The organism is Bradyrhizobium sp. BTAi1 (assembly GCF_000015165.1).
GTDB classification, from domain to species: Bacteria; Pseudomonadota; Alphaproteobacteria; order Rhizobiales; family Xanthobacteraceae; genus Bradyrhizobium; species Bradyrhizobium denitrificans.
The window spans coordinates 5616366-5641787 of record NC_009485.1 but is presented as its reverse complement, the minus strand read 5'-3'; the positions used below and the strand labels follow the sequence as shown (position 1 = coordinate 5641787).

General features: G+C 64.8%; 28 protein-coding genes. 21 read left to right on the top strand and 7 right to left on the bottom strand.

Features of this window, described 5'->3' with window-relative positions; all coding sequences use genetic code 11:
* Positions 1-8: 8 nt before the first annotated feature.
* From BBTA_RS25340 to BBTA_RS25330, 3 genes are all read left to right on the top strand, one after another.
* Positions 9-1430, top strand: coding sequence for an HlyD family type I secretion periplasmic adaptor subunit (locus tag BBTA_RS25340; protein WP_012045356.1), 1422 nt, complete (start codon positions 9-11; stop codon positions 1428-1430).
* 156 nt (positions 1431-1586) lie between these two features.
* Entirely contained in the window at positions 1587-2699 is a 1113-nt protein-coding gene (locus BBTA_RS25335) for a DUF2336 domain-containing protein (protein WP_012045355.1), read from the top strand.
* A gap of 23 nt (positions 2700-2722) precedes the next feature.
* The gene (locus BBTA_RS25330; protein WP_012045354.1) at positions 2723-2944 is read left to right on the top strand and encodes a hypothetical protein; all 222 of its coding nucleotides are present in this window, start codon (positions 2723-2725) and stop codon (positions 2942-2944) included.
* 18 nt (positions 2945-2962) lie between these two features.
* Here the strand turns inward: BBTA_RS25330 and BBTA_RS25325 are convergent, their stop codons facing one another.
* Positions 2963-3643: a TetR/AcrR family transcriptional regulator gene (locus tag BBTA_RS25325; protein WP_041750884.1), complete on the bottom strand. Its 681-nt coding sequence runs from the start codon at positions 3641-3643 to the stop codon at positions 2963-2965.
* A 248-nt stretch (positions 3644-3891) separates the two neighbouring features.
* Here BBTA_RS25325 and BBTA_RS25320 point away from each other — a divergent pair, with 248 nt between their 5' ends.
* From BBTA_RS25320 to BBTA_RS25285, 8 genes are all read left to right on the top strand, one after another.
* Positions 3892-4434, top strand: coding sequence for an OsmC family protein (locus tag BBTA_RS25320; protein WP_012045352.1), 543 nt, complete (start codon positions 3892-3894; stop codon positions 4432-4434).
* A 36-nt stretch (positions 4435-4470) separates the two neighbouring features.
* The gene (locus tag BBTA_RS25315; RefSeq protein ID WP_012045351.1) at positions 4471-5592 is read left to right on the top strand and encodes an acyl-CoA dehydrogenase family protein; all 1122 of its coding nucleotides are present in this window, start codon (positions 4471-4473) and stop codon (positions 5590-5592) included.
* Between the two features lie 47 nt (positions 5593-5639).
* The gene (locus BBTA_RS25310) at positions 5640-6515 is read left to right on the top strand and encodes a sulfurtransferase (RefSeq protein ID WP_012045350.1); all 876 of its coding nucleotides are present in this window, start codon (positions 5640-5642) and stop codon (positions 6513-6515) included.
* Positions 6516-6611: 96 nt separating this feature from the next.
* Complete coding sequence (locus BBTA_RS25305; RefSeq protein ID WP_012045349.1) at positions 6612-7997, top strand: CmpA/NrtA family ABC transporter substrate-binding protein; 1386 nt, start codon at positions 6612-6614, stop codon at positions 7995-7997.
* A gap of 181 nt (positions 7998-8178) precedes the next feature.
* The gene (gene ntrB, locus BBTA_RS25300; protein WP_012045348.1) at positions 8179-9018 is read left to right on the top strand and encodes a nitrate ABC transporter permease; all 840 of its coding nucleotides are present in this window, start codon (positions 8179-8181) and stop codon (positions 9016-9018) included.
* 7 nt (positions 9019-9025) lie between these two features.
* The gene (locus tag BBTA_RS25295; RefSeq protein ID WP_012045347.1) at positions 9026-9928 is read left to right on the top strand and encodes an ABC transporter ATP-binding protein; all 903 of its coding nucleotides are present in this window, start codon (positions 9026-9028) and stop codon (positions 9926-9928) included.
* A gap of 47 nt (positions 9929-9975) precedes the next feature.
* Positions 9976-10464, top strand: a complete 489-nt coding sequence (gene cynS / locus BBTA_RS25290) for a cyanase (protein WP_008962883.1) — start codon at positions 9976-9978, stop codon at positions 10462-10464.
* A gap of 177 nt (positions 10465-10641) precedes the next feature.
* Entirely contained in the window at positions 10642-11028 is a 387-nt protein-coding gene (locus BBTA_RS25285; protein WP_085972725.1) for a hypothetical protein, read from the top strand.
* Positions 11029-11047: 19 nt separating this feature from the next.
* Here the strand turns inward: BBTA_RS25285 and BBTA_RS25280 are convergent, their stop codons facing one another.
* On the bottom strand, positions 11048-11368 hold the full coding sequence (locus BBTA_RS25280) for a DUF1476 domain-containing protein (protein WP_012045345.1): 321 nt from the start codon (positions 11366-11368) through the stop codon (positions 11048-11050).
* Positions 11369-11680: 312 nt separating this feature from the next.
* Here BBTA_RS25280 and purC point away from each other — a divergent pair, with 312 nt between their 5' ends.
* The 5 genes from purC to BBTA_RS25250 all read left to right on the top strand — a co-directional run bounded on the left by purC (position 11681) and on the right by BBTA_RS25250 (position 15895).
* Positions 11681-12448 carry a phosphoribosylaminoimidazolesuccinocarboxamide synthase gene (gene purC / locus BBTA_RS25275; protein WP_008974302.1) on the top strand — a complete coding sequence of 256 codons (768 nt, stop codon included), beginning with the start codon at positions 11681-11683 and terminating at the stop codon, positions 12446-12448.
* A gap of 13 nt (positions 12449-12461) precedes the next feature.
* A complete protein-coding gene (gene purS, locus BBTA_RS25270; RefSeq protein ID WP_012045344.1) occupies positions 12462-12704 on the top strand; it encodes a phosphoribosylformylglycinamidine synthase subunit PurS in 243 nt (80 codons plus the stop codon).
* 186 nt (positions 12705-12890) lie between these two features.
* On the top strand, positions 12891-13592 hold the full coding sequence (purQ, locus tag BBTA_RS25260) for a phosphoribosylformylglycinamidine synthase subunit PurQ (protein WP_012045343.1): 702 nt from the start codon (positions 12891-12893) through the stop codon (positions 13590-13592).
* Positions 13593-13746: 154 nt separating this feature from the next.
* On the top strand, positions 13747-14310 hold the full coding sequence (locus BBTA_RS25255; protein ID WP_244424108.1) for a hypothetical protein: 564 nt from the start codon (positions 13747-13749) through the stop codon (positions 14308-14310).
* A 184-nt stretch (positions 14311-14494) separates the two neighbouring features.
* The gene (locus BBTA_RS25250; RefSeq protein WP_012045341.1) at positions 14495-15895 is read left to right on the top strand and encodes a DUF1236 domain-containing protein; all 1401 of its coding nucleotides are present in this window, start codon (positions 14495-14497) and stop codon (positions 15893-15895) included.
* 102 nt (positions 15896-15997) lie between these two features.
* On the opposite strand, the gene BBTA_RS25245 is transcribed toward BBTA_RS25250, so the two are convergent.
* The gene (locus BBTA_RS25245) at positions 15998-16480 is read right to left on the bottom strand and encodes a PaaI family thioesterase (protein ID WP_012045340.1); all 483 of its coding nucleotides are present in this window, start codon (positions 16478-16480) and stop codon (positions 15998-16000) included.
* A 197-nt stretch (positions 16481-16677) separates the two neighbouring features.
* Between BBTA_RS25245 and purL the strand changes: the two genes are divergently transcribed.
* The gene (gene purL / locus BBTA_RS25240) at positions 16678-18885 is read left to right on the top strand and encodes a phosphoribosylformylglycinamidine synthase subunit PurL (protein WP_012045339.1); all 2208 of its coding nucleotides are present in this window, start codon (positions 16678-16680) and stop codon (positions 18883-18885) included.
* 298 nt (positions 18886-19183) lie between these two features.
* On the opposite strand, the gene BBTA_RS25235 is transcribed toward purL, so the two are convergent.
* Entirely contained in the window at positions 19184-20380 is a 1197-nt protein-coding gene (locus BBTA_RS25235; protein WP_012045338.1) for an acyltransferase, read from the bottom strand.
* 412 nt (positions 20381-20792) lie between these two features.
* On the opposite strand from BBTA_RS25235, the gene BBTA_RS25230 reads away from it, so the two are divergent.
* A complete protein-coding gene (locus BBTA_RS25230) occupies positions 20793-20966 on the top strand; it encodes a DUF1328 domain-containing protein (protein ID WP_012045337.1) in 174 nt (57 codons plus the stop codon).
* 80 nt (positions 20967-21046) lie between these two features.
* Here the strand turns inward: BBTA_RS25230 and BBTA_RS25225 are convergent, their stop codons facing one another.
* Complete coding sequence (locus tag BBTA_RS25225; RefSeq protein WP_012045336.1) at positions 21047-21409, bottom strand: DUF427 domain-containing protein; 363 nt, start codon at positions 21407-21409, stop codon at positions 21047-21049.
* 227 nt (positions 21410-21636) lie between these two features.
* Here BBTA_RS25225 and BBTA_RS25220 point away from each other — a divergent pair, with 227 nt between their 5' ends.
* Positions 21637-21876, top strand: a complete 240-nt coding sequence (locus tag BBTA_RS25220; protein ID WP_012045335.1) for a BolA family protein — start codon at positions 21637-21639, stop codon at positions 21874-21876.
* Positions 21877-21901: 25 nt separating this feature from the next.
* Entirely contained in the window at positions 21902-23104 is a 1203-nt protein-coding gene (locus tag BBTA_RS25215) for a low temperature requirement protein A (protein ID WP_012045334.1), read from the top strand.
* On the opposite strand, the gene egtD is transcribed toward BBTA_RS25215, so the two are convergent.
* Positions 23080-24051, bottom strand: coding sequence for an L-histidine N(alpha)-methyltransferase (egtD, locus tag BBTA_RS25210; RefSeq protein WP_012045333.1), 972 nt, complete (start codon positions 24049-24051; stop codon positions 23080-23082). The genes BBTA_RS25215 and egtD overlap by 25 nt on opposite strands.
* Here egtD and BBTA_RS41880 point away from each other — a divergent pair.
* Positions 24016-24135, top strand: coding sequence for a hypothetical protein (locus BBTA_RS41880; protein ID WP_371260153.1), 120 nt, complete (start codon positions 24016-24018; stop codon positions 24133-24135). The genes egtD and BBTA_RS41880 overlap by 36 nt on opposite strands.
* Here BBTA_RS41880 and egtB read toward each other — a convergent pair.
* Positions 24104-25357, bottom strand: coding sequence for an ergothioneine biosynthesis protein EgtB (gene egtB, locus BBTA_RS25205; RefSeq protein ID WP_012045332.1), 1254 nt, complete (start codon positions 25355-25357; stop codon positions 24104-24106). The two genes, BBTA_RS41880 and egtB, sit on opposite strands and share 32 nt — an antisense overlap.
* Positions 25358-25422 lie beyond the last annotated feature (65 nt).

The following is a 25422-nucleotide window of genomic DNA, read 5'->3' as shown; positions in this document are numbered from 1 at the left end:
AGAAGGCAATGAGCACACCTGCAAGCCTTCTGCGAAGCCTGTCGTTCGGCGGCGGCAACGTGTCGGAACGCGAATTCCTTCCCGCGGCCCTCGAAATCACGGAGACGCCGCCCAATCCGCTCGGACGCATCACGGCGCTGGCGCTGTGCACCGTGACCTTTGCGGCGCTCGGCTGGGCGTTCCTCGGCAAGGTCGATATCGTCGCGGTCGCCAGCGGCAAGGTGATCTCTCACACCCGGACGCAGGTGGTGCAACCGTTCGAGACCGCAAGCGTCAAGGCGGTGCTGGTGCAGCCGGGGCAGCGCGTGCGCGCCGGCGACGCGCTGATCGAGCTCGACAAGACGTCGGTGAGCGCCGAGGCCGATCGCGCCCGCAGCGACCTGATCGCGAGCCTGCTCGACGAGGTACGGCTGGCGGCGTTCCTCGACGGCGTGAAGATCGGGCCATTCGACCTCGTGGTCGGCGTCGATCCGCTCGACCGCGCCCGCGCCCAGGCCCAGCTCACGGCGCAGCTGGCAATGCGCGCCAGCCAGTTGGCGGCGCTCGCGCAGGAGCGCGCCCAGCACATCGCCGAGCGCGAGGCGCTGCAGCAGACGGTTGCCAAATATGAGCAGACCCTGCCGATGGTCGCCGAGCGCGCCGAGATCCGCACCAAGGCGAGCGAGATCGGCAATGCCTCGATCATCGCCCGGCTGGAAAGCCAGCAATTGCTGGCCGAGACCCGCGCCGAGCTCGCGATCAACAAGGCCAAGATCATCGCGCTCGACGCCACGATCGCCGGGCTCGATCAGAAGATCGCCGCGACCGAGGCCGAGATCCGCGACAAGGCGATGCGCGACCTCGCCACCGCGCGCGAGCGCGCCCGCGCCGCCGGCGAGGCCTTGACCAAGGCGACGCGCCGCGCCGAGCTGCAGACCCTGCGCGCGCCGATCGACGGCACCGTGCAGCAGATGCACGGCGCCGCCGCGGGCGCCGTGGTGACGCCGGCGCAGCAGCTGCTGTCGGTCGTTCCCGACGACGACAGGATCGAGGTCGAGGCGGTGGTCGAGAACCGCGATGTCGGCTTCGTCGAGGCCGGCCAGCGCGTCGAGCTCAAGGTCGACGCCTTTCCGTTCACCCGTTATGGCCTGCTCGGCGGCCAGGTGACCTCGGTCGATCGCGACGCCGAGGCCGCGCCGGTCAATCCCAATGGCGTCCAGGGCGCCGAGCGCCAGGCCGACCAGACCGACCGCGTCGAAGCCAGCGAGCGGCTGCGCTACATGGTGCATATCGCGCTCGACCGCAGCACGCTGGACGTCGATGGCCGCACGGCGGCGCTGGTGCCGGGCATGTCGGTGAAGGCCGAGATCCTGACCGGCAAAAGGCGCATCATCGATTTCCTGCTGGCGCCGTTGCGGGAGCACCTCCACGACGCGATGCGCGAGCGCTGAGCAACGGCCCGGGCCGCCGGGCATGCTTAACGCGCCCTTGCGCATTTGACCGAAAAACCACGATCAAATCGTCACGCGCCCCGTTACGGAACACTCGCGTTCCGGCGGTATGAGTGCCGTACTACATTTTTTTCGCTGTGGCTGGCGGCTTTGATCATGAACGAAACACATTCCATATTGCAGGATCTTGAGGATGCGATCGCGCGGGGGACGGCTGACAGCCGCGAGCGCGCGCTGTGGCACGCGACCGATCTTTTGATCGCGGGACGTTATTGCGAAGAGGAGATCGCCACGTTCGGCGAGGTGATCGGCCGGCTCGCCGACGAGATCGAGACGGAAGCGCGCGCCAAGCTGGCGCATCGGTTGGCGAGGATCGAATATTCGCCGGCCAGCGTCGTTCGCAAGCTCGCTTTCGACGACGCGATCGAGGTCGCCGGCCCGGTGCTGCGCGAATCCGAACGGCTCGACGATGTCGCGCTGCTGGAGAACGCCCGCACCAAGAGCCAGGCGCATCTGCTCGCGATCGCCGAGCGTAAGAGCCTGAGCCCTGCCGTGACCGACGTGCTGGCCTCGCGCGGCAACAGCGCCGTCGCCAATGCGGTTGCGCGCAATCAGGGCGCGCAATTCTCCGGCTCGGGCTTCCTGCACATGGTGCAGCGTGCCGAGAACGACTCCATCCTGGCCGAGCATCTCGGCCGGCGTCTCGACATCCCGCGCCATCTGTTCCAGCAATTGATCGCCAAGGCCTCCGACGACGTCGGCAAACGGCTGGCGGAGGAACGGCCGGAGCTCGTCGGCGAGATCCACAGCTCGGTCGCCAATATCGCCGGCGATCTGCAATCCAAGTTCGGCCCGGGCTCGCGCAACTACTTTGTCGCCAAGCGCACTGTCTCGATCCAGCATCGCCTGGGCAATCTGCACGAAAGCACCATTGCCGGCTACGCCGTCGCCCACAAGGTCGAGGAGGTGATGATCGGCCTGGCGCTGTTGTCCGGCCTGCCGGCCGATGTCGTCGAGCGGGCGCTGTTCGACCGTAATCGCGAGATGCTGCTGATGTTGGCCAAGGCGCTGCATTTCAGCTGGGACACGACCATGGCGCTGGCGTTCCTCGGCGCCCGCGAGCATCGAATCACCGCCGGCGAGCTGCAGGATCTGGAGCGCGACTATGCCCGCCTCGACATGCAGGCCTCGCGCAGCGTCATCGATTTCTATCAGTCACGGAAGAATCCCGCCAAGACCGGACGCGAGCCGCGTGCTCTCGCCCACTGACGTCGTCATCGAAGGACGGTGTTATGAACAGCATGGATCTACACGGCTCCGCACGACGACCGCTCCGCCGCGAGCCGGCGGCCGACCGCAGCGTGGCGGAGGCCGCCTGGCTCGTGCTCGAAGCCGCCAACGAACTCGGGGATGAGGATGCGGTGGCGGCCTGCCGGCGGGTCATCGACGCGGGCCTGAACGGGGCAAAGCCTCTGCCGCGCGACCTCGACCTTGTCGGCGATTATTTCCGCTGAGGGCGGCAGCCGCGGCGGCTACACCGCGGCGAGCTGAGCATCCGGCCTGCTGCTGCGCTTTCCGGCCTTCAGCCTGACCGGCTCGAACAGGGTGCTCGCGGCCAGGCCCGCGGTGTCGGCGACCTCGGGATTGCGCGACACCATGGCGGCGACGATCGCGCCGTCGATCAACAGCGCCAGCTGATGCGCGAAGCTTTCGGGATCCTGAGCGCCCATCTCACGGGCCAGTTTTTCGATATGGGCAAGCACCACCTTCTTGTGGCGCATCGCGATGGTGCGGAACTGCTTCTGGTCCTTGTCGTGCTCGCCGACTGCGTTGATGAAGGGGCAGCCATAGAAGCGCTCCTCGCCGAACCAGCTCTTCAACGCCGGAAAGATCCGCGCCAGCTTGGTCTCGGCATCGCCGCCGCCGGCCTCGATCGCGCCGATGAACCATTCCCGCCATTGCTTGCCCTCGCTCTCCAGCACGGCGGTGACGAGCGCGGTCTTCGATCCGAATAATTTGTAGAGTGTGGTCTTCGCCGTCCCAGCCTCGCTGATGATGGCGTCGATGCCGGTGGCGTTGATGCCGTTCTTGCAGAACAGCCGCGTCGCCGCGCCGAGCAAGCGGCCACGCGCCGAGTCCTCGTCAACCGCCGCAATCGTCCGCACGATCGCCGGCTTCTTGCTTGTCTGTTTGCCCGCAGCTGACTTGCCCATGCGCGCGAGCTTAATCGCTGTGCGCGTGAGCAAGCAAGTGTGCTCGCGGCCAACAGGCGGACTTGCGCTCAATTTCATCGTGACGAGCAGCATTGTGCATCGCGCTTGGGCAGACAAGGTCGGGCCACGTTCTGCCATCTTGTCCTAAGCCGCGAGGATCATTCCGCCTTTTGATTTCCAGCCTCCCTGGCACGCTTCGTGCAGGAAACAGACCGTTCGGTATCCTCGATCCCAGGGAGAGAAATCAGATGACCGCTGTTGTTCAGAAGACGGCCCTCACGGGCTGCCTCGCACCGATCGATAAAGGCGGGCTCGAACAGCTCATCGCCAACGGCAAGGCCAACCCCAAGGTCATCAAGACCCTGAAGTGCAAGACCGTCGCGGAGGGCAAGTTCCGCCACGCCAACTACATCCGCAATCTCGCGCCTTACATCGTCGACGAGCCGCCGGGGCTGCTGGGCGACGACACCGCGCCGAATCCGTCGGAGGCCTCGCTCGCCGCGCTCGGCTCCTGCCTCGCGGTCGGCCTGCACGCCAATGCCGTGCATCGCGGCTGGATCGTCAACAAGCTCGAGCTGGAACTCGAGGGCGATCTCAACATCACCGCGGTCTGGGGCACGGGCGACGTCAGCGAGAAGCCGGTGGGCTTCACCGATGTGCGGGTCAAGGTCGACATGGAATGCGAGGGCATTTCCAAGGAAGAGGTCCAGGCCCTGATCGATCACGTCAAGAAGTGGTCGCCGGTGGCCAACACCTTCACGCGTCCGGTCAATCTCGAAGTCGGAATCTGAGTTGGGCTGACGGCCTGAAGCAGCGGAGGACGCGTCATGGGTTCACTCGGACAGCATCTGGCGGTCGATGGGGCGGGCGTGATGCCCATGCCGTCGACCGTCGAGCAGGTGGCGGCGATCGCGCGCAATGAGCTCGCGCCGCTGGCCGCTGGCATCGACGCCGGCACGGTGTATCCGGCCGAGGTGCTCCGCCGCTTCGGCGAGGTCGGCGCCTGGAGCAGCCATGTGCCTGACAATGGCGAGGCTGATCTGAACAGCGCGATCGCCGCGATCGCGGCGATCGGCGAGGTCTGCGGCGCCTCGGCCTTCATGGCGTGGTGCCAGAACACGCTGGTCTGGTACATCGCGAATTCGAGCAACCGGGCGCTGGTCGATCGCCTGCTCGACGATGCGGCCTGTGGCCGGCTGCTCGGCGGCACCGGGCTCTCCAACCCGATGAAGAGCTTTTTCGGCATCGAGAAGCTGAAGCTGAAGGGGCGGAAGGTCGAGGGCGGCTATGTCGTGCGCGGCGCGCTGCCCTGGGTCTCCAATCTCGGGCCCGACCACATATTCGGCACGATCTTCGAGCGCGAGGATGCGCCCGGCGAGATCGTGATGTTCGTGGCCGATTGCGCCGATCCGGCGGTGACCCTGCAGCCATGCCAGCCGTTCCTGGCGATGGACGGCACCGGCACCTATGGCATCCAGTTCCGCGACCTGTTCGTGCCGGACGAATTGATCCTCGCCGATCCCGCGGGGCCCTTCGTCAAGAAGATCCGCGCCGGCTTCATTTTGCTTCAGGCCGGCATGGCGCTCGGCCTGATCAAGGACTGCATCAAGATCATGCAGGAGGTCGAGGCGCCGCTCGGCCACGTCAACCGCTATCTGCCGCAACAGCCGGTCGACTTCAGCGCGCTCGCCGACGAGCTCGCCAAGGAGACGGCCATCCTGGCCAGTGACCCCTACAACACAGACGAGACCTACTGGCGCAAGGTGGTCGCGCTGCGCCTGCGGGCCGGCGAGGCCAGCGTTGCTGCGGCTCACGCCGCGATGCTCCATTGCGGGGCGCGCGGCTACATCAAGGGCAATCGCGCCGAACGTCGCCTGCGCGAGGCCTATTTCGTCGCGATCGTCACCCCCGCGACCAAGCAGCTCCGCAAGATGCTCGCCGACGGCTGACGCCGGCGAGAACGGCAAACCAACACATCCACCAGGAGAGGCCTGCCATGACGGACGTTCTGATTACTGCCGGCGAACTCGCTGAACTCATCAAGACCGAGCCGTGTGTCGTCATCGACACCCGCAATCCCGATGCCTATGGTGCGGGACATCTTCCCGGCGCCGTCAACGTCCATGAGATCTTCACCTATCTTGCGACGTCGACGCCGGAGGGCATCGAAGAGCTGAAGACGAAATTCGCCGACGCCTTCGGCGCGGCCGGTCTGTCGGGCGCCGAGACGGCCGTGGTCTATGAGCAGTCGATGAACTCCGGCTTCGGCCAGTCCTGCCGCGGCTATTTCCTGCTGACGATGCTCGGCTATCCCAAGGTGAAGGTGCTGCATGGCGGCTACGACGCCTGGGTCGCGACGGGCTTGCCGATCACGACCGATGTGCCGACGCCGGCGAAGGCTTCGTTCAAGATCGTGCCGGAGGCGGGCAGCATCCTGATCGATGCCAAGGCCATGCTGGCGGCGGTCGGCAATCCTGCGATCGCGATCCTCGACGTCCGCGACGTCGATGAGTGGATCGGCGATTCATCCTCGCCCTACGGCAAGGATTTCTGCCCGCGCAAGGGCCGCATCCCCGGCGCCGTGTGGCTCGAATGGTACCGCATGATGAAGCCGACCGGCGAAGGCCCGCGCTTCAAGTCGAAGGACGAGATCCTCGCCGAATGCGCCACCGTCGGCATCAACGTCGACACGCCGGTCTATCTCTACTGCTTCAAGGGCGCGCGGGCGTCGAACACGTTCCTCGCGCTGAAGAACGCCGGTGTGAAGGATGTGCGGATGTATTTCGGCTCGTGGAACGAGTGGTCGCGCGACCCGTCGCTGCCGATCGAGGAAGGCCTGCCGATGCCGGCGATGACCAGCAAAGCGGCATAGAAGCTGCATGTTATGCACGTCCGGCCGCTGAAAAATGCGGCCGGACGAGCTGTTCGAAGGCGCTGATAGCGCGGGTGTGACAAAGGGGCGCAGCACATGTCGATTTTCGATGATCCGTTCGATGCCGATTCACGCGTGAATGCCGGTTGTATTTGCGGCCAGCATCGCAGTCCGGCCGAACATGAGCACGCCCTGCGCGCGTTGCGCTGTGAGCCGGTGGTGGAGTCCGCGGAGAAGCGCTACGAGAACGTCGTCGCCTCGGCGGTGCTGCGCGCCGTCTTTCCGCAAGCCGCCACGCGCCGCGCGTTCCTGAAATCGGTCGGCGCGGCCACCGCGCTGGCCGCGGTGTCGCAATTCTTCCCGCTGAAGACCGCGACCGAAGCCTTCGCCGAAGCGGGGGCACCTGAGAAGAAGGATCTCAAGGTCGGTTTCATCCCGATCACCTGCGCCACGCCGATCATCATGGCGGCGCCGCTCGGCTTCTATGCGAAGGCTGGCCTGAATGTGGAGGTGGTGAAGACCGCGGGCTGGGCCGTCATCCGCGACAAGACCATCAACAAGGAATACGACGCCTCGCATATGCTGGCGCCGATGCCGATCGCGATCTCGCTGGGGCTCGGCGCGCAGCCGATCCCCTTCACCGTGCCCGCGATCGAGAACATCAACGGGCAGGGCATCGTGCTGTCGATGAAGCACAAGGACAAGCGCGATCCGAAGGATTGGAAGGGTCTCAAATTCGCGATTCCCTTCGACTATTCGATGCACAATTATCTTCTGCGCTATTATCTCGCCGAGCACGGCATCGATCCCGATACCGACGTGCAGCTGCGTTCGGTGCCGCCGCCGGAGATGGTCGCCAACCTCAGGGCCGACAACATCGACGGCTTCCTTGCGCCCGACAACATCTGCCAGCGCGCGATCTATGACGGCGTCGGCTTCCTGCATATTCTGTCCAAGGAGATCTGGGACGGCCATCCCTGCTGCAGCTTCGCCGCCAGCCGCGAGTTCATTACATCCGCGCCGAACAGCTTCGCCGCGCTGACCCGCGCCATCGTCGATGCCACGGCCTACGCGTCGAAGGCGGATAACCGGAAGCAGATTGCGGAGGCGATCGCGCCGGCCAACTACATCAACGCGCCGGTGACGGTGCTGGAGCAGGTGTTGACCGGCACCTATGCCGACGGCCTTGGTGGCGTGAAGACCGACCCGAAACGAGTCGATTTCGATCCGTTCCCGTGGCAGTCCTTTGCGGTGTGGATGCTGACCCAGATGAAGCGCTGGGGCCAGATCAAGGGCGATGTCGACTACAAGGCGGTCGCCGAGCAGATCTATCTGGCCACCGACACCCGCAAGGTCATGACCGAGATGGGCCTGACGCCGCCGAAGGACTCCTACAAATCGTTCTCGGTGATGGGCAAGCCGTTCGATCCGACCAAGCCAGATGATTACGTCGCCAGCTTCAAGATCAAGAAGGCCTCGTGATGGGGGCGATATGCGCGGCGCTGCTGACCTCCCCAATGGTGTCGTCCCCGCGAACGCGGGGACCCCTACGCAGTGACCTGCCTTGGGGCAGGGGCGGTCGCGATTGTCTTATCCATCAACTGACGACGGTGGCCATGGGTCCCTGCGTTCGCAGGGACGACACCGTGGGTGGAGCGACGGCATGACCGCCTCCCTCCGTCTGCGCGCCGCCGTCGTCTCGATCGTACTGCTGGCCGTCTTCCTCGGTGCCTGGCATCTCGCCACGCGCAGCACGGGGACGGCGGCCAATATGAGCCCCGAATACGCCAAGCTGATGGGCATGACCGCCACGCAGGGCAAGTCGGCGATGCCCGGGCCGCTCGATGTCGGCGCCAAGCTGTGGGAGCATCTGAAGCGGCCGTTCTATGATAACGGGCCGAACGACAAGGGGCTCGGCATCCAGCTCGCCTTCTCGCTCGGGCGGGTGATGCTGGGCTATCTGATCGCGGTCGCGATCGCGATCCCGCTCGGCTTTCTGATCGGCATGTCGCCCTTGATGAGCAAGGCCCTCGATCCGTTCATCCAGATCATGAAGCCGATCTCACCGCTCGCCTGGATGCCGCTGGCGCTCTACACGATCAAGGATTCGAGCCTGTCGGCGATCTTCGTGATCTTCATCTGCTCGGTGTGGCCGATGCTGATCAACACCGCCTTCGGCGTCGCCAGCGTCCGCAAGGAGTGGATCAACGTCGCGCGCACGCTCGAGGTCGGCAATGTCCGCCGTGCCTTCACCGTTATCCTGCCGGCGGCGGCGCCGACCATCCTCACGGGCATGCGAATCTCGATCGGCATCGCCTGGCTCGTCATCGTCGCCGCCGAGATGCTGGTCGGCGGCACCGGCATCGGCTACTTCGTCTGGAACGAGTGGAACAATCTCTCGATCACCAACGTGATCATCGCGATCCTGCTGATCGGCGTCGTCGGCATGGTGCTGGACCAGATCCTGGCCCGCGTGTCGCGGCTCGTGACGTTTCCGGAGTAGGCGAGCCATGACCGACAAGTTCATCTCGATCGAAGGCATCGCCAAGCGCTACGACGGCGCGCGCAGCACGACGATCTTCGAGAATCTGTGGCTCGGCATGGCCCGCGGCGAGTTCGTCTGCGTGATCGGGCATTCCGGCTGTGGCAAGACCACCGTGCTCAACATCCTGGCCGGGCTGGATGTGCCGAGCGAGGGCGCTGTCATTGTCGACGGCCAGGCCATCGAGGGACCGAGCCTCGACCGCGCCGTGATCTTCCAGAGCCATGCGCTGTTGCCGTGGCGGACGGTGCTCGGCAATGTCGCCTATGCGATCTCGTCGAAATGGCGCAGATGGGATCGCGCCAAGGTCAAGGCGCATGCGCTCAAATATATCGAGCTGGTTGGCCTCGCAGGCTCCGAGCACAAGCGGCCGTCCGAACTGTCCGGCGGCATGAAGCAGCGCGTCGGCATTGCCCGGGCGCTGTCGATCACGCCGAAGATCATGCTGATGGACGAGCCGTTCTCGGCGCTGGACGCGCTGACGCGCGGCACCTTGCAGGACGAGGTCCGGCGCATCTGCGTCGAGACCGGCCAGACCGTGTTCATGATCACCCACGACGTGGATGAGGCGATCTATCTCGCCGACAAGATCGTGCTGATGACCAATGGGCCCGGTGCTGTCCTGGCCGAGATCGTCGAGAATCCGCTGCCGAAAGACCGGCTGCGCGGTGACCTGCATCGCCATCCGCTGTATTACGCGCTGCGCAACCACATCATCGACTTCCTGGTCAGCCGCAGCAAGATCTTCACCGCCGAGACGCCGGATCATGATCCGCGCAAGGTGCCGGTGGTGAAGATCGGCCGGACGGAGCCGACGATCGTCGCATCCAAGCCGGTCGACAGCGATGCGCCGCAGGCGGTCGCGCGCTGACAATCAGAAGAAACCCGTCAACGAAGGCCCAGCAAGGGAGACCAAGCATGAAGCGATCCGACCTCACCGAGAAGCTGCTCGACATCAAGCGCGAGAAGGGCTGGAGCTGGAAGTACATCTGCGAAAAGATCGGCGGCTATTCCGAGGTGCTGATCGTCGGCGCCATTCTTGGCCAGATGAAGCTGACGAAGCCGCAGGCCGCGAATGCCGGCGAGCTGTTCGGCCTGTCGAAGTCCGAGATCGCGATGCTGAACGAGACGCCGATGCGCGGCGAGGGCGTGCAGATGCCGCCGACCGATCCTTTGATCTATCGCTTCTATGAGCTCGTGATGATCAACGGTCCGGCCTGGAAGGAGCTGATCCAGGAGGAGTTCGGCGATGGCATCATGTCGGCGATCGATTTCGACATGGTGATGGAGCGCCTGCCCAATGCCAAGGGCGACCGGGTCAAGATCACGATGTCGGGCAAGTTCCTGCCCTACAAATATTACGGCGCCAGCGGCAACGTGCCGGAGTACGGCTTCAAGGAAGAGTGAGCCAGGGGCGAATAGGGAGCGGCGAATAGGGGGACTCTATTGGCCGCTCGGTTGCGTGACGTCGACGTGGTTAAGCGAGACTGAAGTGGCCGATGAGTTTGACAGCATGTCGATTCGTCAATCTGCAATCCGCAATTGATAGGAGATGAACGCGCCACCTCAATGTCGGAGTATCGAATGCCGCGCCTTCAATTCTCGCTTGCTGCTGCAATCGCTTTGCTTGTCGTTGCACCTGCCGCAAGCCAGGCACAGGGACAGCGCATCATTGTCGAACAAGCCGGCGCCAGCCCGCGTCAGGAAGGTCTTGTACGGGTCCAGAGTTCAGTGAACTTCTTCGTCGCAGGGCCGACCGGAGACGGCGACGAGGCCCAGAAACTGCGCGATCGCGCGCGCCGCACGGTGTACGAGATGGCGGCGCGCGAATGCGACCTCTTGCGCGAGGTCCTCGCCAAGGACTGCCGGATGGAGTCGGTCAGCACCAACATCAACCGGCAGTACGGCCAGCAGCAGCAGGAGGGCTTTAACGTGAACGGCGCGATGAATTTTCAGATCAGCATCAAATAGCCGTTCCGTCGCAGGGCGATTATCCCGCCTTGATCTGGGCGACCGCGGTCGCCAGCAACTCGCTCATCTTGGCGCGGACCTCGGCCTCGGTCACGGCCGCGCCCTTGGCGGAGAGATCGCCGAGCACCTTGCGCAGCACGTCGGCGTCGCCCGCTTCCTCGAAATCGGCCGCGACGACCTCCTTGGCATAGGCATCGGCGTCAGCGCCGCTCTTGCCGAGCTTTTCGGCGGCCCAGAGGCCGAGGAGCTTGTTGCGGCGGGCTTCCGCCTTGAATTTCAATTCCTCGTCATGAGCGAATTGCTTCTCGAACGCGTCCTCGCGCTTGTCGAACGTGGTCATAGCCGGAACTTCCAGTGTTGCCGAAAAGGGTTAACCGCGCAGGCGGTTGCGGGGCGGTGGCCGCACGCCTAAATAATTGGAACACCTTGTCAATACAACGGGCACGAGGCCGCAGGGAAGGGCGGTAAAACTCCGCTTCCGTGGTCTGGATCGATTGTGCTCGGGACACCAATGGGATAGGTTTCCCACAGGCCCGGTTCCTGTTCTGTTTCCGTCAGAATCCAGGCCCTCGCGGCAGCTCCGTCGTGGTCCTGTCCAAAGTCATCCGGAGCCCACCATTTCATGGATTTCAACAAAACACGGTACATCCCAATGAGCCGTCGGCGTCGCATTTATGAAGGCAAGGCCAAGGTCCTTTACGAAGGTCCCGAGCCCGGCACCCTGATCCAGCACTTCAAGGACGACGCCACCGCCTTCAATGCCAAGAAGCACCAGGTGATCGAAGGCAAGGGCGTCCTCAACAACCGCATCTCGGAGTACCTGTTTCAGCACCTCAACGACATCGGGGTGCCGACCCACTTCATCCGCCGGCTCAACATGCGCGAGCAGTTGATTCGCGAGGTCGAGATCGTGCCGCTCGAGGTCGTGGTGCGCAATGTGGCGGCGGGCTCGCTTTCGCAGCGCCTCGGCATCGAGGAAGGCACCCAGCTGCCGCGTTCGATCATCGAATTCTATTACAAGAACGACCAGCTCAACGACCCCATGGTGTCGGAGGAGCACATCACGGCGTTCGGCTGGGCTACTCCCCAGGAGATCGACGACATCATGGCGCTGGCCATTCGCGTCAACGACTTCCTGACCGGGCTTTTCCTCGGCATCGGCATCCGTCTGGTCGATTTCAAGATGGAATGCGGCCGGCTGTTCGAGAACGAGATGATGCGGATCATCGTCGCCGACGAGATTTCCCCCGATTCCTGCCGGCTGTGGGACATCAAGTCGAACGAGAAGCTCGACAAGGACCGCTTCCGTCGTGATCTTGGCGGCCTTCTGGAGGCCTATACCGAGGTCGCCAAGCGGCTCGGCATCCTGATGGAGAACGAGCGTCCGGCGGGCTCCGGCCCGGTCCTGGTCAAGAGCTAAAGGGAAGCAAGACGTGAAAGCGCGTGTCACGGTGACGCTGAAATCCGGCATCCTCGATCCCCAGGGTAAGGCGATCGAGGGCGCCCTCAAGTCGCTCGGCGTCGACGGCGTCGCCAGCGTGCGCCAGGGCAAGGTGTTCGACATCGAGCTCGCAGGCGACGACAAGGCCAAGGCGGAGGCGGCGCTGAAAGCCGCCGCCGACAAGCTGCTCGCCAATACGGTGATCGAGAATTACCGGGTGGAGCTGTTGGGGTAGGCGATGGTCGTGACCGACCGCGAGATCTACGAGCTGGTGCTTGAGGTCTCGCGTGATCTGGTCCGGGTCGAAGCTTCAGTCGATGAGCTGCTTGCTGGTGTGCGAGCGTTGAACCGGGAGCTCTCGTCAGACTCACATACTCTCGCGACGCTGCGAGGGGATCATTCTCGAGCAAGCACGTAGAACATGAAATCCGCCGTCCTCGTCTTCCCAGGCATCAACCGCGAACGCGACATGGCGCGGGCCTTGCGCATGATCTCCGGCCATGAGCCGGCGATGGTCTGGCACGCCGAGACGGCGCTGCCGAAGGGAACCGACCTCGTCGTGGTGCCCGGCGGCTTCTCCTATGGCGATTATCTGCGCTGTGGCGCGATCGCCGCGCGGGCGCCGGTGATGGATGCGGTGCGCGATCACGCCGCCAAGGGTGGCCTCGTGCTCGGCGTCTGCAACGGCTTCCAGATCCTGTGCGAGTCGGGCCTGCTGCCGGGCGTGCTGATGCGCAACGACCGGCTGAAGTTCATCTGCAAGGACGTGCATCTGCGCGTCGAGCGCTCGGACTCGCCGTTCACCCGCGGCTACAATGCCGGCCAGGTCATCCGCGTGCCGGTCGCCCATGGCGAGGGCAATTACGCGGCCGATGAAGAGACGTTGAAGCGGCTCAATGGTGATGGGCGCGTGCTGTATCGTTACTGCTCGGCCGATGGCGAGGTCGGCGACCTCAGCAACATCAACGGCGCCGCGCATTCCATCGCCGGCATCGTCAACGAGAGCGGCAATGTGCTCGGCATGATGCCGCATCCCGAGAATCACGTCGAGGACATCATGGGCTGCACCGACGGCCGCGGCCTGTTCGCCGGCCTCGTCGCGCATCTCGACCGCGCGGCCTGATCCTCTCTCAGCAGCAGCGCCCGTCACGTCCGGGGCGGGACGCTCGGCAGCCGGACCAACAAACGATCGATTGGCGGCGGAGGGATGAGGGACGTTCCTCCAACTTTGGATCGTCCATGACCTCCGCCCTTGCCTTGATCCCGACGGTGCCTTGATGTCGACGCTGCCTGCTACCCGGCGCACTCTGCGCTGGCCTTTCGTTCTGATGTTGCTCTTGGCCGTCCCGGGCCTCGATGCCGTCCGGGCTGAGACTCCGTCGCCTGCTGCGCCGAGTCAGCCGGTGGCTGTGCGCGGCTGGACACCACAGCGACCGAACGGCACCGACGTGACCTTCTTCCTGTGCGAGGATGCCAAATGCGGCCCGGGCTCGAAAGTGAGCTATCGGCTCTATGCGCCCAACACGACCTTGACGATCGAGCAATTCCGCGCGTCACAGGAACAGACGGTCAAGCTGCTGGACCAGCGCGTGCCCGGCCAGAAGACCACAATTCTGCGCGTGGAGGGCGACAACGGCACCGGCGTGCCGCGGGTGTTCCGGGTGCGCCGTCTGAAGGTGGCGCCGGATGGGACCAAGGAATATCAGGTCAGCGGCGTCCTGTTTGGCGCAAAGGGCAGCGCAAGTCTGATCAGCACGGCGAGCAGCGAAACGGGCAGCACCGCCAACTTTGCCCAGTTTGCCATTCCCGTCATGGCCCTGCTCGGCCCGTCGTCGCGGTAAGGCGTGCGAACGCTGCCGCTCCATAGAGCGGCGGCCCGCGCGGCCGCAGGCGGTTCTTGGCGGTCGATGAAGACGCCGTTCATCGAAATCGTTCCGCAGTTTTTTCTCGCGCCGCCCGGCAACGCCGAGCGGCTGTTCGCGTTGTCCGCCCGCGAGTGGGGCAGGGAACCAAGGAGGTTCTCTTATGACGACGAAACATTGGCTGGGAACGGCCGCGATCATCCTGGCGATCGGCACGGCATCAGGTGCTGCATCGGCGCAATCGGACACGAAGCGCGAGGGCGGTGCTGCCGCTCCCACGGCGCGCGAGGCGACTCGGCCCGGCAGCGAAGCCAAAGGCGAGGTCAAAGGCGGCGGCGCCGCGGCTGCTGAACGCGGCGCATCCGAGACGCGGCAGAGCGCTCAGGAGCCGCGCCGGGGCGAGCCGTCCTCCGCGGCGGGCCGCGAGCAGGCCCAGGAGCGTTCCTCGGAGCGTTCCTCGGAACGGTCGGCGCCTGATGCGAAGCAGAGCGCCGAAAGCAAGGGCGAGCGCGGGCCAGCTGCCGCCGAGCGCGGCCGCGACGCCAAGGAGAGCGCCGAGACGAAGTCGGCAACCGACAGCAAGCAGGCTGACAAGCAGCCGGACAGCAAGACCAAGGCGGAGTCCAAGCCGCAGCAGGGACGCGCCGAGGATCAGCGCAAGGGCGAGGACCGCGCCGCCGAAACCAAATCGGGCGCGACGGAGCGCAAGTCGGATCGCGAAGCCGATCGCAACGACCGCAACGGTGCCGACAAGAACCGGCAGAGCCAGGACGAGCGCAAGCCCGGCACCTCCGACCAAGCGGCCGGCAAGCAGGCGACGGACAAGCAGTCGACTGACCGCAACAAGCAGGCCAATCAGCCGACTGGCGCGGACAAGGCTTCCACCGCGCAGCAGAACCAGCAGCCGGGTTCGACCACGGCCGACACACGTCAGCAGAATGCGACCGGACAGGCCAACAATCCAGCCCAGCCCGGCGCCAACCGCTCCAGCACGCAGGTCTCCGTCAACGCGCAGCAGAAGACCCGCGTGGTCGATCAGCTCAAGCGCGATCACGACTTCGATCAGGCGCGGACCAATGTCGACATCCGCATCAATGTCGGCGAGCGCCTGCCGGAACGCGTCCGGCCGCGTCCGCTGCCGTCGGACATCGTGACCATCGTGCCGGAATATCGCGGCTACGAGTACACCGTCGTGCATGACGAGATCGCGATCGTCGATCCGCGCAGCCGCGAGATCGTCGACATCATCCCGCAGAACGGCATGCGCGCTGATCGGGGCTACGATCGCGGCGGCTATGGCGTGGGCTCGACCCGTATCGTGCTGTCGGACGACCAGCGCCAGATCCTGCGCCGCGCCGCCACCGAGACCAGCACGGTGGGCTCGACCACATCGTCGTCCTCTTCGTCCGGCGCGAGCTGCCTGAGCCTGCGTCGCGTGCCCGACGAGCTCGCCCGCGCCAATCCGGAGCTCGCCAACTACCAATATCTGGCGATCGGCGATCAGGTCGTGCTGGTCGACCCCCGCGACCAGAAGGTGGTGCAGGTGATCGACCAGCAGCAATAGGCGCGCTGCGGAGACCGAGTGGAGGGGCGGGAGCGCAAGGCGGCGCTTCCGCCTTTTTCCTTTCCTTGGTGCTGACGAGCAGCCCTATCGTGCAACGCTCCGCTACGGCGAATTCGCCGCGTCCGGTGTGCGCCGCTTCACCCGCTTGATCGTGCCGGAGAATGAGAACAGCGGCCGGGTGCCGGAATGCAGCATGCCGCGGAGGAAGATCAGCGAGGCGCCGGCGCGGGTGACCTCGCCGGTGGCTTCGATCAACTCACCCTCGCGTGCGGCGTCGAGGAATTCCGACGAGAACGACACGGTCACGCCCGGGCCCTGCAGGATCGGCGCGGCGAAGGCGAACAGGCAGTAATCGGCGAAGGTCATCAGGCAGCCGCCATGGACGTTGCCGCCGCCATTGAGATGCTTCTTCTCGACCCGGAAGGCGCAGCGGATCGAGCCATCCTCCTCCATCCGGTGCCAGAACGGACCGGTATGGGATTCGTAGCTGTCGCGCAGCCAGGTGCGCCAGCCGGCGAACTCGCCGTCGGTCGCGATGTGGATGCCGGGTCGGTTCTCGAAGGCGGAACGGGACAGGTCGTGCACGTGTCAGGGCCTTTAATTGTTGATTTACCGTCTTAAATCCGATTGGCCGCCAATCTGCAAATATCCCGCCTGGCGGGGCGGGCCAAAGCTCTGGACAGGGCGGAATAGGGCCGTAAAAGGCCTTTTCCGCTTCTGACTCTGTATCTATGAAGCAGGGTTTAAGGGACCAGCGGCCCACGGGGCAAAGGCATTTCTCCATGCGCAATGAACCGCAGATCACCCCCGACCTCGTCGCCGCCCATGGCCTGAAGCCCGACGAGTATGAGCGCATCCTGAAGCTGATCGGGCGGGTGCCGACCTTCACCGAGCTCGGCATCTTCTCGGCGATGTGGAACGAGCACTGCTCGTACAAATCGTCGCGGATCCATCTGCGGGGCCTGCCGACCAAGGCACCCTGGGTGATCCAGGGTCCGGGCGAGAACGCCGGCGTGATCGACATCGGCGACGGCCAGGCGGTCGTGTTCAAGATGGAGAGCCACAATCACCCGAGCTATATCGAGCCGTACCAGGGTGCCACCACCGGCGTCGGCGGCATCCTGCGCGACGTCTTCACGATGGGCGCCCGCCCGATCGCCTGCCTGAACGCGCTGTCGTTCGGCGCGCCGGAGCATCCCAAGACCCGGCACCTGGTGTCCGGCGTGGTCGCCGGCATCGGCGGCTATGGCAACTCGTTCGGCGTGCCGACGGTGGGCGGCCAGACCCGTTTCCACACCCGCTATGACGGCAACATCCTGGTCAACGCGATGGCGGTGGGCCTCGCCGATGCCGACAAGATCTTCTATGCGGCGGCCTCCGGCGTGAACATGCCGATCGTCTATCTCGGCTCCAAGACCGGCCGCGACGGCATCCACGGCGCCTCGATGGCCTCCGCCGAGTTCGACGACTCCTCCGAGGAGAAGCGCCCCACGGTGCAGGTCGGCGATCCCTTTGCGGAGAAGCTGCTGCTCGAAGCGTGCCTCGAGATCATGGCCGCCGACTGCGTGATCGCGATCCAGGACATGGGGGCGGCGGGCCTGACATGCTCGGCGGTCGAGATGGGCGCCAAGGGTGATCTCGGCGTCGACCTCGATCTCGACGCGGTGCCGACCCGCGAGACCGGCATGAGCGCCTATGAGATGATGCTCTCGGAAAGCCAGGAGCGCATGCTCATGGTGCTGAAGCCGGAGAAGGAGAAGGAGGCCGAGGCGATCTTCCGCAAATGGGGGCTCGACTTCGCCGTCGTCGGCTACACCACGCCGAGCAAGCGCTTCGTCGTCAAGCACGGCGGCGACGTCATGGCCGACCTGCCGATCAAGGAACTCGGCGACGAGGCGCCGCTCTATGACCGTCCGCACGTGGCTTCGCCAGCGCTGCCGGTGATCCATGCCCGCGAGGTCAAGGCGCCCATGGACATCATCCCGGCGCTGGAGAAGCTGATCGCAACGCCAGACCTGTGCTCGAAGCGCTGGATCTGGGAGCAGTATGATCACGTCATTCTCGGCAATACCGTGCAGCGTCCGGGCGGCGATGCCGCCGTCGTGCGCGTCCAGGACGGGCCGAAGGGCCTGGCGCTGACCGTCGACGTGACGCCGCGCTATTGCGAGGCCGATCCTTATCAGGGCGGCATGCAGGCGGTGGCGGAGGCCTGGCGCAACATCACCGCGGTCGGCGGCCGGCCGCTCGCGATCACCGACAATCTGAATTTCGGCAATCCGGAGCGGCCCGAGATCATGGGGCAGTTCGTCGGCTGCCTGAAGGGCATCTCGGAAGCCTGCCGCGCACTCGACTTCCCGGTCGTGTCCGGCAACGTCTCGCTCTACAACGAGACCAACGGCCGCGCGATCCTGCCGACGCCCTCGATCGGCGGCGTCGGCCTGCTCGACGATTTCACCAAATCGGCCAGCATCGCCTTCGAGGCCGAAGGCGAGGCGATCCTGCTGATCGGCGAGACCCATGGCTGGCTCGGTCAGTCGGTGTATCTGCGCGACGTCTGCGGCCGCGAGGAGGGCGCTCCGCCGCCGGTCGATCTCGCCGCCGAGAAGCGTATCGGCGACGTCGTCCGGGGCATGATCCATGCGGGCACGGCGACCGCTGCGCACGATCTCTCCGACGGCGGCCTGCTGGTGGCGCTGGCCGAGATGGCCATGGCGTCCGGCATCGGCGCCCGGCTGCTGGCCGCCCCCGCTTCGATCGTGCCGCACGCTTATTGGTTCGGCGAGGACCAGGCCCGCTATCTGGTGACGGTGCCGGAGACCGAGGCCGGCCGCGTGCTCGCCAAGATGCGCGGTGCGGGCGTGCCATGCACCCGTATCGGCACCACCGGCGGCTCGGCGCTTGCCATCGCCGGCGAGGCGTCGGTCGAGGTCACCACGCTGAAGACCCGGTTCGAGAGCTGGCTGCCGGGCTACATGGGCGGCGCTGCCTAGTCCATCGCGGTCGTCCCGGACAAGCCACGGCGGCGCCCCGCGCCGACGGGGCGCCGATCCGGGACTCATACGCCGTGCGCACGAACGCGTTGCGCGGGCTGATCGTTGACCCACGCCAACAACAAAGTCCTGTGGCGATGGGGACCCGCTTTCGCAGGGACGACAGCGGAGTTCGTTGTCCGAGCAGTGGTTACCCTTGGCGTCATTGCGAGCGAAGCGACGCAATCCGGAGTTCCGGCGGGACCCTGGATTGCGTCGTCGCTTCGCTCCTCGCAATGACGGACGAGACAGGGGCGTCCTACAACACGTTCTTCGCGCCCGGAATTTGCCGTAACACCCAGGTCGCGCCCCAGCTCAACAACACGCTGCCGACAAAGGCGATCGTGGCCTTGACGATGGCCGGCAGGCTGAGGTCGAACAACCAATATTGGATCCACAGCACGATCGGATAGTGCACCAGGAACATGCCATAGGCGTCGGCCTGCAGCCGGTCGAGCACGGAGAATTCCGAACGGCGGTTGTTGAGGAAGTAGGACAGGATCGCGAACATCATCGCGGCGCTGAAGATCACGAAGAAGAAGCCATATGCCGCCTCGTACCAATGCGGCAGCTCGGGCGGATTGCCGAGCACCTGACGCTTGATCGTGATCAGCACCCAGAGCAGCGCGTAAGGCACGATCGTGACCACGATCCATGCGCCGAGCCCACGCTGCGACATCTGCCCTTCGGCAGCCAGCAGGCCGCGCTCGAAATTGGCCGAGCCGATCCCGGCGCCGACGAAGAAGTAGGCGGCGTAGAGCAGCACGCGGCTGGCCTGGACCGAGAGCGGACCAAGTTCGAACCAATGCGTCGGTCCAAAATACAGCCGCGCCGGGATGTAGAGCACGCCGGTGATCAGCAGGAAGATGAAGAAGAAATCGCGCGGATGAGCGAAGGCGCGCAGCGACAGCCGGTTGATCGGATCGAGCAGGTGCGGCGAGACGCGGTAGAGCAGCGCGGCCGCAAGATCGAACGCCAGGAGCACCCAGATGAACCAGATCGGCCCGCTCGGCCAGGGGCCGACGGTGACGGTCTTCCACCAGAATGCGGCGAAGGTCGCCTCGGGATTGGCGCGCAATTCGATCGCATAATAAGCCAGCGGAATAACGGTCAGGGCAGCGATCACGAAGGGCAGACCAAGCCGCAGCAGCCGGTCGCGCAAGTGCTGCAAGGTCGATTTGTGGGCAAGGCCGGACCACACGAACAGGCCCGACAGGAAGAAGAACATCGCCATGAAGAAGCTGTCGGTGGCCAGCACGATGCCATCGAAGCCGATGAACGAGGTCGGATCGGTGTGGCCGAAATAGGTATAGGGAATCACGGCGTGATGCAGCAACACCACCAGCGTCAGGAATGTTCTTGCATGGTCGAGCGCTGCATTGCGCGCCCGGGCCCGAGGCCTGGCCTGAAGCTCGACCTTCGCGGCCGCCGCCGATTGCGTAACCGATATGACCATATACCCCCCTCAAATGCCCCTGCGTCAGTTCGCCGACCTCGCTGGACGATTGCATCCGCCCTCATCGCCAAGGCCGTCGGCAAGATCGGTCCGACCTGCGTGAGCAAGAATTGAATGATCGCGTGCAACATTGGCAGCACTCGCGCCGAGCAGCGGATGACCCCGCCGGGACACCCGATCTCATCGCCGATGCTGCAAATCAGCAAGCGCCGCGACCCGCAAGCCGATTTCTCACACAGTTGAACATTTCTCGTCATCGATCATTACGACGAGCGGCGCTCAAAGTTACGGGCCGGCGGTCCCGGTTGCGAGATTCTTCCGTCCGAGGCGCGATCGCTCCAGGAACCGGTTCCAGGCACCGTCGTTAGTGAGGCGAACGCGCCGGCACGGCGCCGGACTGGAGGACCATACCGTGACTATTCTCAAATGGGCGCTGCTGTTCTTCGTGATCTCGGTGGTTGCCGGTATTCTCGGCTTCACCGGCATTTCAGCAGCTTCCGCCGACATTGCGCGGATCCTGTTCTACATCTTCCTGGTGATCTTCCTCGTGCTCCTGATCCTCGGATTGACGATCTTCAGGGTCTAGACATTCAGGGTCGAGGCACCATGACGTCAACGACACCGCGTGCGGTTCGGCCCCTGCGCCGCCCGCGCGGCATATGACGATCAATCAGCCACTTCCTCGATCCGCACCTTGTCCGGATAGAACGCCAGATGACCCGCAATCTCGGTCATCGCGGGGAAGGGGGCCTCGTAGCTCCAGATCGCATTGTCCAGAGTGGTGCCATTGGCGGCGATGCTGAAATAGCTGGCATCCCCCTTATACGGACAGTGGGTGACGCGAGCCGTCTTCTGGAGGGCTGCCATGTTGGCGTCGGCCCGCGGCACATATTGGACAGCCGGGTAGCTCGCCTCTTTCAGCGTCAAGGCGCGGGTGGTGTCGGCAATCACGGCCCCGCCGGCAAGCACGCGCACGCGCTTCGGATTGGGCGTGATGGTGATCGGGTGGTCCGGACCGGGAAGCTTCATGTTGCGCGTCCTCATCTGGTCGACCGGGTGCGGCACCCGGTCCTGCCATTTTGTTGTATCCAGCTATATAGTGGCTCCGGACGTGACCTCGAAAGCAGTTCGCGCTAATTTCGGCCATCACGGTCGCGCGAGAGTGCCTTGATTCGTTGCATTCGACGGCCCACGCCAGGGTCGGGCGCTGTATCACCAAGGTGCCCTCGGACCGAGCACAGAAGGAGATTGATCGGATGCCCATGGATGCCCACGATATCGAGCAGATGATCAAGGCCGCCATCCCCGATGCGCAGGTGACGATTCGTGATCTCGCAGGCGATGGCGATCATTACGCCGCCACGGTGATCTCGGAGACCTTCCGCGGCAAGTCCCGCGTGCAGCAGCATCAGCTCGTTTATCAATCGCTGCGTGGCCAGATGGGAGACGTGCTGCACGCCCTCGCCTTGCAGACAGGGGTCCCAGATCAGCGCTGACGCCGCGGCGCACACCTTGGGGGAGGTGGGAGTGGAGAATCCGCGAGGTGCGCTGTTCCGGGTTCTGGAGCCGAACCGGCATAGCCGTGTGACGTTCGTCGAGCTGTTCTTCGATCTCGTCTTCGTCTACGCGGTGACGCAGATCTCGCATTATCTGATTGGCCATTTCACGCCGCTCGGCGCCGCGCAGACGGCGATGCTGTTCCTCGCGGTCTGGTGGGTCTGGGTCTATACCGCCTGGGTGACCAACTGGCTCGATCCTGAAAAAGCGCTTGTTCGCGGCCTGCTGTTTGCGTTGATGCTGGCGGGCCTCGTACTGTCGATGTCGATCCCGCGGGCATTCGAGGATCGCGGCCTGTGGTTCGCGATCGCTTACGCCGCGATGCAGGTCGGCCGCACCGCCTTCTGGTTGACAGCGACGCCGCCGCAGCGATCGGCCGTCCGCCGCAACGCCGCCCGCATTCTGGCCTGGCTCTGTGCATCCGCCGTGCTCTGGCTGCTCGGCGGCCTGGCCGAGGGGACATCGCGAATGGCGCTCTGGGGCGCTGCGCTTACGCTGGAATACATCTCGCCGGCCGTTCGCTTCTGGGTTCCGGGTCTCGGCAGCTCGACCGTGGAAGACTGGATGGTCGAGGGCGGCCATATGGCGGAGCGCTGCGCGCTGTTCATCATCATTGCGTTGGGAGAATCGATCGTCGTCACCGGTGCCACTTTCGCGGAGCTCGACTGGTCCGGCGCCAACATCGCCGCCTTTGCCAGCGCCTTCATCGGTACGGTCGCGATGTGGGCGGTGTATTTCAATCGCGGTGCCGAGGCAGGCTCCGAGATGATCTCGCGATCCACCCAATCCGGGCTCGTTGCCCGATCGGCCTACACCTATCTGCATATGCCGATCGTCGCCGGCATCATCGTGTCGGCCGTGGCTGACGAGATTGTCCTCAAGCATCCCCTCGGACATAGCGACTTCAAGACCGTCGCCGTCACGATCGGAGGACCATTCGTCTTTCTCGTCGGGACCATCCTGTTCAAGCGCGAAGCGCGCGGATTCCTCCAGCTGTCTCACGGCGCGGGCCTGCTTGCGCTGGTCGGACTCGGCTGGTTAGCGCCTGCGCTGTCGCCGCTGCTCCTCTCCGCGCTGACGAGCGCGCTGCTCGCGATCGTCGCGCTGTGGGAGACGCTGTCATTGCGAGCGAAGCCGGAGCCTCACGCCTCGGCGACCAGCGCCTGAACCGAGAACATTTCGCTGGCATCTGTCCACACGGTCTGCACGCTCCAGCCCGAGCCGCGCGCCAGCGCGCCAAACCGCGCGATGCTGTATTTGTAGCTGTTCTCGGTGTGAATGCTCTCGCCGGCCCGGAACGCGATCGTTGTGCCGAGCAGGCGCACGGTCTGCGGCTTGCGCGCAACCAGATGCATCTCGATGCGGTGCTGCTCGCGATTGTAGATGGCACGGTGGGCGAAGGCGGACAGGTCGAAATTGCCGCCGAGCTCGCGGTTGATCCGCAACAGCAGATTAAGATTGAAGCGGGCGGTCACGCCGGCTGCATCGTTATACGCCGCATGCAGGATCCGCTCGTCCTTCTCAAGGTCCACGCCCACGATCATCAGGGCGCCGGTGCCGAGGATCTCCCGCGCGGAGCGCAGGAAACGGCAGGCTTCATGCGGCTCGAAATTGCCGATCGTCGACCCCGGAAAGAAGCCGACCTTCGGCTTGCCGTCGATTGCGCGGGGCAGACTGAAGGCCGTGGTGAAGTCGGCGATGACGGGGTGGACCGCCAAATCGGGGAAATCGTGCCGCAAGCTCTCGGCCTGCGCGGTCAGGAAGTCGCCGGAAATATCGACGGGGACGTAGGCTGCAAAGCTGCAGTTTTCGAGCAGCAGCCGCACCTTGGTGGTCGCGCCGGCGCCGAACTCGATCAGGGCCGCATCCTCTGGGATGATCGCGGCAATCTCGGCACCCCGATCTCTGAGAATGCCAAGCTCGGTGCGCGTCGGGTAATACTCCGGCAACCGTGTGATCTGCTCGAAGAGATCCGATCCGGCGGCGTCGTAGAAGTATTTCGGTGACAATTGCTTGGGCTGCTGCGTCAACCCAGCCAACACATCTGACGCGAAGGCCGATGTCTTGGCGTCCGGGAGATGAGCATTGGCCAAAGCATTGACGTGGACGTTCATGATACTCTCCAGGACGCGCATGGGCGCGGTTGTCGGGATTTGACGCTGACGGCTAGTCGTAATCGGCGAGCCTCAGCCCCGTGAATTGCCAGCGATGATGCGGATAAAAGAAGTTGCGGTAGGTGACGCGGCTGTGGCCCGCCGGCGTCGCCAGCGATGAGCCGCGCAGCACCAGCTGGTTGACCATGAACTTGCCGTTGTACTCGCCGAGCGCCCCTTCGATGGCCCGATAACCGGGGTAGGGGCTATAGGCGCTGCGCGTCCATTGCCAGACCGTGCCGAAGGCATCGTTGAGGTGATGGCCGCGCGCGGCGACTTCCCACTCCATCTCCGTCGGAAGATGCTTGCCGCGCCAGCGCGCGAAGGCGTCCGCTTCGTAATAGCTGACGTGGCAGACCGGTGCGTCGGGGGCGACGGGCTGCAGGCCGCCGAGCGTCATGATGCGCCATTCGCCCTCGACCTTGTACCAGTGGCCGGGTGCCTGCCAGCGTTCGCGCGTGGCGGTGGCGAAGCCGTCCATCAACCACAGCGTCGCCATCTCGTAGCCGCCGGCGTCCATGAAGGCGAGCCACTCGGCGTTGGTGACGAGGTTGCGCGCGAGTTTGACCGGCCCAACCAGCGCCCGATGCGCCGGACCCTCATTGTCGAAATGATAGCCCCCGCCAGCATGGCCGACGGTGTGGATGCCCTCCGGGAGGTCAACCCACGTTTCGCCGGTGGCCGCCTGGCCGGGGAAGCGCCAAGCCGGATCATAGGCCGGGGCCGTCGGATTCTGTGCGAATGCGTGCAGGATGTCGGTCAGCATCAACTCCTGATGCTGCTGCTCATGATTGAGGCCGACCTCGACGAGCGGTGCGACCGCCTGCAAGGTGGCCGCATCGGCGCGGCCCAGGAAGTCGACCATGGCGGCATCGACATGGCGGCGGTAGGCGGTGATGTCGGCCACTCCGGGGCGAGTGATCAGCCCGCGCTCGCCGCGGGTATGCCGCGGGCCGGCACTCACATAATAGGAATTGAACAGGAAGGCATAATCCGGGTGGAAAGGGGCGTAGCCGCGGCAATGCCCGCCGAGCACGAATTGTTCGAAGAACCAGGTCGTATGGGCCCGGTGCCATTTCGCCGGGCTGGCATCCGGCATCGACTGGATCACCTGATCTTCGGGGCTGAGCGGTGCGGCCCGTCGCTCGGTTTCGCCGCGGACCACCAGAAAAGCCTCGATCAGGCTTCCGGCCAGGGAGCCGTGGCTCGATGTCGGCAAGGTGGCTGGGGCGGGGGACGAGGCCGTGGCGGAGGCTGAACTGGTCACGCGGGTCTCCGTTTGGGTGGAGAGAACGTTGTTCGCAGGAACAAGTTCCTCCGGACAGTTCGTCC

What these genes read in the sequence shown, in the direction of transcription:
- BBTA_RS25340 (WP_012045356.1), top strand. Translation starts at nt 9, where the DNA reads ATGAGCACACCTGCAAGCCTTCTGCGAAGCCTGTCGTTCGGCGGCGGC.
- BBTA_RS25335 (WP_012045355.1), top strand. Translation starts at nt 1,587, where the DNA reads ATGAACGAAACACATTCCATATTGCAGGATCTTGAGGATGCGATCGCG.
- BBTA_RS25330 (WP_012045354.1), top strand. Translation starts at nt 2,723, where the DNA reads ATGAACAGCATGGATCTACACGGCTCCGCACGACGACCGCTCCGCCGC.
- BBTA_RS25325 (WP_041750884.1), bottom strand. Translation starts at nt 3,643, where the DNA reads ATGGGCAAGTCAGCTGCGGGCAAACAGACAAGCAAGAAGCCGGCGATC.
- BBTA_RS25320 (WP_012045352.1), top strand. Translation starts at nt 3,892, where the DNA reads ATGACCGCTGTTGTTCAGAAGACGGCCCTCACGGGCTGCCTCGCACCG.
- BBTA_RS25315 (WP_012045351.1), top strand. Translation starts at nt 4,471, where the DNA reads ATGGGTTCACTCGGACAGCATCTGGCGGTCGATGGGGCGGGCGTGATG.
- BBTA_RS25310 (WP_012045350.1), top strand. Translation starts at nt 5,640, where the DNA reads ATGACGGACGTTCTGATTACTGCCGGCGAACTCGCTGAACTCATCAAG.
- BBTA_RS25305 (WP_012045349.1), top strand. Translation starts at nt 6,612, where the DNA reads ATGTCGATTTTCGATGATCCGTTCGATGCCGATTCACGCGTGAATGCC.
- ntrB (WP_012045348.1), top strand. Translation starts at nt 8,179, where the DNA reads ATGACCGCCTCCCTCCGTCTGCGCGCCGCCGTCGTCTCGATCGTACTG.
- BBTA_RS25295 (WP_012045347.1), top strand. Translation starts at nt 9,026, where the DNA reads ATGACCGACAAGTTCATCTCGATCGAAGGCATCGCCAAGCGCTACGAC.
- cynS (WP_008962883.1), top strand. Translation starts at nt 9,976, where the DNA reads ATGAAGCGATCCGACCTCACCGAGAAGCTGCTCGACATCAAGCGCGAG.
- BBTA_RS25285 (WP_085972725.1), top strand. Translation starts at nt 10,642, where the DNA reads ATGCCGCGCCTTCAATTCTCGCTTGCTGCTGCAATCGCTTTGCTTGTC.
- BBTA_RS25280 (WP_012045345.1), bottom strand. Translation starts at nt 11,368, where the DNA reads ATGACCACGTTCGACAAGCGCGAGGACGCGTTCGAGAAGCAATTCGCT.
- purC (WP_008974302.1), top strand. Translation starts at nt 11,681, where the DNA reads ATGAGCCGTCGGCGTCGCATTTATGAAGGCAAGGCCAAGGTCCTTTAC.
- purQ (WP_012045343.1), top strand. Translation starts at nt 12,891, where the DNA reads ATGAAATCCGCCGTCCTCGTCTTCCCAGGCATCAACCGCGAACGCGAC.
- BBTA_RS25255 (WP_244424108.1), top strand. Translation starts at nt 13,747, where the DNA reads ATGTCGACGCTGCCTGCTACCCGGCGCACTCTGCGCTGGCCTTTCGTT.
- BBTA_RS25250 (WP_012045341.1), top strand. Translation starts at nt 14,495, where the DNA reads ATGACGACGAAACATTGGCTGGGAACGGCCGCGATCATCCTGGCGATC.
- purL (WP_012045339.1), top strand. Translation starts at nt 16,678, where the DNA reads ATGCGCAATGAACCGCAGATCACCCCCGACCTCGTCGCCGCCCATGGC.
- BBTA_RS25235 (WP_012045338.1), bottom strand. Translation starts at nt 20,380, where the DNA reads ATGGTCATATCGGTTACGCAATCGGCGGCGGCCGCGAAGGTCGAGCTT.
- BBTA_RS25225 (WP_012045336.1), bottom strand. Translation starts at nt 21,409, where the DNA reads ATGAAGCTTCCCGGTCCGGACCACCCGATCACCATCACGCCCAATCCG.
- BBTA_RS25220 (WP_012045335.1), top strand. Translation starts at nt 21,637, where the DNA reads ATGCCCATGGATGCCCACGATATCGAGCAGATGATCAAGGCCGCCATC.
- BBTA_RS41880 (WP_371260153.1), top strand. Translation starts at nt 24,016, where the DNA reads ATGAGCATTGGCCAAAGCATTGACGTGGACGTTCATGATACTCTCCAG.
- egtD (WP_012045333.1), bottom strand. Translation starts at nt 24,051, where the DNA reads ATGAACGTCCACGTCAATGCTTTGGCCAATGCTCATCTCCCGGACGCC.